A 5987-nucleotide genomic window follows, 5' to 3' on the forward strand; every position below is an offset into this window, starting at 1 on the left:
AGTGGCTCCCCAGGTTGGATTCGAACCAACGACACATGGATTAACAGTCCACCGCTCTAACCAACTGAGCTACTGGGGAATCATTCAACGGGGCGGAATGTTAATTGTCTCTTGCGCTGAAGTCAACATGTTCTGCGGACAATTTTGAACAATTAAGTTCGTTTGCGTGGATTTTGAGCGTCTTGGACTAGAAATGCACAATTTGGTTTGTTTTTTTACTTTTATCGTCAGATATGGCGAATTTTCATCCAAACTTGGCGTTAACACTTTATCCACATTTCAACCAAAGTCGCACCGGTCGTGCCCTAGCTGATCTTATCCACTATTTCTGTGGATAAACCTGTGGGAAAGTCTGTGAACGAGTAAGGTTGGTGAGGGATACAGCGGATTTTTAGGATCGGTCAAAAACTGGCATGAATTTTATAATCGTTTATTATCAATAAGTTACGCAAACTGTTCAGAATCGATTTTATTTTGCGCACAAATAGCCTGTTAAATCATCGTCCGCGAAAATAACCTGTGTATTACTTTTGAATTAGTTTCAGGATAACTCTCTTGAATTTTAATAAGTTAAGGCGGAGTGCTCACTCACATTGGAGAAAAACTATACTATTTGATAAATATTACGACTTGACTTTGAATGAACTTTAGTTGGGTATTTCGGATCGCCTGAGCGGCATTTTAAGCCTGTTTTTATCGTTCTAGACCTGCTTCTACGTGTAGATACAAAAAATCCCTGACAACGACTGTCAGGGATTCTTCTGATTATTCAAGATGGAACTGCTCGGTTAGGCGTATTGAGCGGCAAATGCTGCAATGCGACGAACGGCTTCGTCCAAAATATCGCGACTGGCCGCAAACGACAAACGGAAATGGCCAGGAGCGCCAAACGCTGAGCCGGGCACTAACGCCACGTTGGCTTCACTGAGCAAACGTTCACAAAGCTCGACGTCGGTTTCGACACCAACAGCGTGCATTAAGCCTTCAATGTTCGGGAAGGTGTAGAAGGTACCGTCCCCCGGACGAACTTTAAGGCCTGGAATTTTGCTTAAGCCTTCGACTAAGCGGTCATGGCGGATACGGAATTCGCTGACCATTTCACCAATAAAGCTTTGATCGCCATTCAATGCGGCGAGGGCAGCATATTGTGAAATCGATGCCGGGTTCGATGTACTTTGCGATTGTGCTTTTTTCATTGCCGCAATAATGGGTTTTGGACCCGCTGCATAACCAATTCGCCAGCCCGTCATGGCATAGGCTTTGGATACACCGGAAAGAATGACCGTCCGATCTTTCAGGTCGGGCGCAACCATGGGTAGGTTGGCAAACGGTTCATCGGCCCAAAGGATATGTTCGTACATATCGTCAGTGGCGATCAAAACGCGTGGATGCTGACGCAAGACTTCGGCTAATGCACGCAGCTCGTCTGCGGTATAGGCCATGCCAGTCGGATTGGATGGACTATTTAAAAACAAGAGTTTGGTTTTGTCCGTAATAGCGGCAGCAAGTTGCTCTGCGGTAATTTTGTATGCTTGATCAATGCCCGCTTCAATGACAACTGGCGTGGCACCGACCAATAAGGTCATGTCCGGGTAAGACACCCAATATGGGGCAGGGATAATGACTTCGTCGCCTTCGTCTAACCATGCGGTTAAGAGATTAAAAATACTATGTTTGCCACCAGCGGAAACTAAAATCTCGCTCGGCTCGTAGTTCAATTGGTTGTCACGGGAAAACTTAGCGCAAATGGCCTTTTTTAACTCAGGAATGCCGTCGACCGCAGTGTAACGTGTGTGCCCTGCGTCAATCGCTTGTTTGGCCGCCTCGCAAATAAACTTGGGTGTCGTAAAGTCAGGTTCACCAACACCTAAACCAATGACGTCAGCACCAGCCGCCTTGAGCTCTGCTGCCTTTTGACTCACGGCTAAAGTAGGGGACGGCTTGATTGCGTTAACACGTTTAGACAGAGGGTACTTTACTGAGTTTTCCACAAGGCACCTGTATGGGTAAATGTTGGACAAGAGGCGATTTTTTCTGGCCAACACTATATGTGGAATCGCCGAAAAAGTCTAGCGCACTCAAGCTTCAGCACGCGCGTGCTAAGGCAGTCAACAACTGAGCGAACGTGGTATTCAAAAGGGCAATTTGGTATACTTCGGCGTTGCTTATTTGTCTTCGGTCGTTAGCCTTAGATTGACTCAATCACAGGTTATTTGAAGACCATTTTGGTCGTAGAGGAATGTTCATGTCCGCCAGTGCGCAAGAAAAATCGAAACGGATTCTTCACGGCCCAATTGCACCGACTCTATGGTCAATGACGTGGCCGATGATTTTTGGTGTCGCCACACTCATTAGTTTCAACGTTGTCGATACTTTCTTTATTAGTCTGCTTGGAACTGAAGAACTCGCGGCGATTGGTTTTACCTTTCCAGTAACCTTCACTGTCATTAGCCTGACGATTGGGCTCGGTATTGGCACTTCCGCGGTCATTGCCCGCAAGCTTGGGGCTGACGATCATGAAGGTGCGCGACATGCAGGTAGCTCGGCGCTTTGGTTGTCGGCAACGTTGGTAGCCGTTTTAGCGGCGATCGGTTTCTTTAGTTCGGATTATATTTTCGCTCGCCTCGGCGCCTCGGGTTCAATTCAGCAGCTCATCGATAGCTACATGAATATTTGGTTTTTAGGTGCGGTACTGTTAGTCATTCCGATGATCGGCAACAGTATTCTCCGCGCCGCTGGTGATACCAAAACACCCTCGTTGATTATGGCGCTTGGCGGTTTGATGAACGCCGTGCTTGACCCCATTTTAATTTTTGGCTTCGGCCCGGTTCCTGCGCTCGGCATTCAAGGTGCCGCAATTGCGAGTGTGATTTCTTGGGTGGTTGGGTTCTCCGCGATCATCTACCTGTTAGTTTGGCGCCGCCGTTTGATTGACCTACTGCCTGCTAGTTTCAGGTCGTTCGTTCAGCAATCTCGGCAGTTGCTAACCATCGGTTTACCTGCAGCCAGTGCCAACATGTTGACGCCGATTGCACTGGGGATTCTAACGGCCATTGTGGCAACCCATGGGGCGCCGGCGGTGGCTGCTTTTGGTGCTGGTGCACGGCTCGAGTCGATAGCGTCCGTGGTGATTTTGGCCTTATCGATGACCTTACCGCCGTTTATGAGCCAAAACTTTGGTGCCGGCAAACTCGACCGTGTTCAGGATGCCTATAAAGTTGCTCTCAAATTAGTGATTGCTGTGCAGTTGTTGGCCTATGTGCTCATGCTGTTGATGTTACCGCTGATTCAGCTGGCGTTCGCACGCGATGCCGAAGTCGCTCGTGTGCTCGCTTGGTTTGTTTGGATTATGCCGTTAGGCTATGGCGTTCAAGGTTGTATTATTCTGACGAACTCGTCACTTAATGCCTTACACCGCCCGCTGCAAGCGTTAAGTCTGAGTTTAGTCCGATTATTCGTCATGTTTGTGCCGTTGTCGTGGCTCGGAAACTATCTTGCTGGTTTGCCGGGGTTGTTTATTGGTGGCGTGATCGCGAATATCCTAACCGCAATTATTTCTTACCGTTGGTTTATTCGTTTAACCAATGATTTGCGTGGCGAGCTGCCGAAGTCGCACAAACTCGCAACGGAAACACAGTCATAATGGCGAAGGGTAAAAAGGGGAAAGTCATGGCAGGTGAGCAGTACCGCGATTTTCAGTTGGTTTCCGATTACCAACCTGCAGGCGATCAGCCGGCAGCAATCGCTAAACTGGTTGAGAATATTGACGCAGGATTAGCGCAGCAAGTACTCCTCGGCGTTACTGGGTCCGGGAAGACCTTTACCATGGCCAATGTCATCGCCAAAACCAATCGGCCTACGTTAATTCTGGCGCATAATAAAACCCTTGCGGCTCAGCTGTATGGCGAAATGAAAGAATTCTTCCCGAACAATGCAGTGGAATATTTTGTTTCCTACTATGACTACTATCAGCCGGAAGCGTATGTGCCGACGACGGATACCTTTATTGAAAAAGATGCGTCGATCAATGAGCACATTGAACAAATGCGTTTGTCGGCGACGAAAGCCTTAATGGAGCGTCGTGACGTTGTTTTGATCGCGTCGGTTTCAGCCATTTATGGTTTGGGCGACCCTGAATCGTATATGAAGATGATGTTGCACCTTCGTCGTGGCGACATTATTGACCAACGTGACATGCTGCGTACTTTAGCGACCTTGCAGTACACCCGCAACGATGCAGCGTTTACGCGCGGTACCTACCGAGTACGCGGTGAAATCATCGATATTTTCCCAGCAGAATCTGACGATCTCGCTGTTCGTGTTGAGCTCTTTGATGACGAAATTGAACGCATCAGTCTTTTTGAACCCTTAACAGGGCAAATTTTACAGGGCGATATTGCACGCTTTACGGTTTATCCAAAAACGCACTATGTGACGCCGCGTGAAAAAATCGTAGCTGCGATTGATCGCATTAAGGAAGAGCTGAAGGAACGTCGGGAACAGTTTTTGTCAGCCAATAAGCTGATTGAAGAGCAGCGCATTCGTGAGCGCACCCAGTTTGATATCGAAATGATGCTCGAATTAGGTTATTGCTCGGGCATTGAAAACTATTCTCGCTATTTGTCCGGCCGCGCACCAGGCGAGCCACCGCCGACCTTAATGGATTATTTACCGGATGATTCACTATTAATTATTGATGAGTCGCACGTGACAGTGTCACAGGTTGGCGCCATGTATAAAGGCGACCGCTCACGCAAAGAAAATCTAGTCGGCTACGGTTTCCGCTTGCCATCGGCGCTGGATAATCGCCCGCTGAAATTTGACGAGTTTGAAGCGATATCGCCGCAAACTATCTATGTGTCAGCGACGCCGGGGAAATATGAATTAGAGAAATGCGGTGACGAGGTCATTGAACAAGTCGTTAGACCGACAGGTTTGATTGATCCTGAGATCGAAATACGACCAGTGGCAACCCAAGTCGATGATGTGATGTCGGAGATCCGTGCTCGGGCAGAGCGCAATGAGCGTGTGCTGATTACCACACTGACGAAAAAAATGGCGGAAGACTTAAGTGATTATTTGGATGAACACGGTATTAAAGTCCGCTATTTGCACTCGGATATTGATACCGTCGAGCGTATGGAAATTATTCGCGACCTGCGCTTAGGTGAGTTCGACGCCTTAGTGGGTATTAACTTGCTGCGAGAAGGCTTAGATATGCCCGAAGTTTCCTTAGTGGCGATTTTCGATGCCGACAAAGAAGGCTTTTTGCGCGCTGAACGTTCATTGATTCAGACCATTGGCCGGGCGGCGCGGAACATTAATGGTCGGGCAATTTTGTATGCGGATCGAATTACTGGCTCGATGCAACGAGCGATGGATGAAACCAAGCGCCGTCGTGACAAGCAGATTGCCCATAACCTCGAGCATGGCATTACGCCGCAAGGGCTGAATAAGAAGATTACGGACGTGATGGACCTTGGTGGCAACGCCGATAAACGTCGTCGCGATAAAGAACGCGTCAAAGCCGCAGCGGCAGGGATTCGGATGCCGACGTATCGCGATCCGAAAGAATTGGCGCAGGAAATTTCGCTGCAAGAAAAGGCGATGTATGCAGCCGCGCAAAACCTAGAATTTGAGAAAGCCGCGAAAATACGTGATCAAGTGCACGAATTGCGCGAGCAACTAAAAACCTACGGTTAAATTGTCGGCGAAGTGGATTAATTTTCAACAGTTAGCGCGCTTCCTGAAAATTTCCGGTTGACAGTGCGGGCTTCAGCCCTATAATACCCGCCTGCAACTCAGCGAAACGTGGATGGTTAGCTCAGCTGGGAGAGCACCGCCCTTACAAGGCGGGGGTCACTGGTTCGAACCCAGTACCATCCACCATTTCTTTTTTGATACGATGCGTATCCTGTTGCACCAGCTCTGGATGGTTAGCTCAGCTGGGAGAGCACCGCCCTTACAAGGCGGGGGTCACTGGTTCG

The 5987-nt window shown here is 48.6% G+C and carries 3 protein-coding genes and 2 tRNA genes; 3 read left to right on the forward strand and 2 right to left on the reverse strand.

Features of this window, described 5'->3' with window-relative positions; all coding sequences use genetic code 11:
* Positions 1–2 precede the first annotated feature (2 nt).
* Together LAT77_RS12330 and LAT77_RS12335 are read right to left on the reverse strand one after the other, a co-directional pair.
* Positions 3–79, reverse strand: a tRNA-Asn gene (locus LAT77_RS12330).
* A gap of 709 nt (positions 80–788) precedes the next feature.
* Complete coding sequence (locus tag LAT77_RS12335) at positions 789–1991, reverse strand: pyridoxal phosphate-dependent aminotransferase (RefSeq protein WP_290564867.1); 1203 nt, start codon at positions 1989–1991, stop codon at positions 789–791.
* Positions 1992–2245: 254 nt separating this feature from the next.
* Between LAT77_RS12335 and LAT77_RS12340 the strand changes: the two genes are divergently transcribed.
* The 3 genes from LAT77_RS12340 (at position 2246) to LAT77_RS12350 (ending at position 5889) form a co-directional block, all read left to right on the forward strand.
* Positions 2246–3643 (forward strand): MATE family efflux transporter, encoded by a 1398-nt coding sequence (locus LAT77_RS12340; protein WP_290564868.1) that lies wholly within the window; start codon positions 2246–2248, stop codon positions 3641–3643.
* A gap of 26 nt (positions 3644–3669) precedes the next feature.
* Positions 3670–5703, forward strand: a complete 2034-nt coding sequence (gene uvrB / locus LAT77_RS12345; protein ID WP_290564869.1) for an excinuclease ABC subunit UvrB — start codon at positions 3670–3672, stop codon at positions 5701–5703.
* A 110-nt stretch (positions 5704–5813) separates the two neighbouring features.
* A tRNA-Val gene (locus LAT77_RS12350) sits at positions 5814–5889 on the forward strand.
* Positions 5890–5987: the final 98 nt, after the last annotated feature.

Source organism: Aliidiomarina sp. (assembly GCF_022565475.1).
GTDB lineage: Bacteria > Pseudomonadota > Gammaproteobacteria > Enterobacterales > Alteromonadaceae > Aliidiomarina.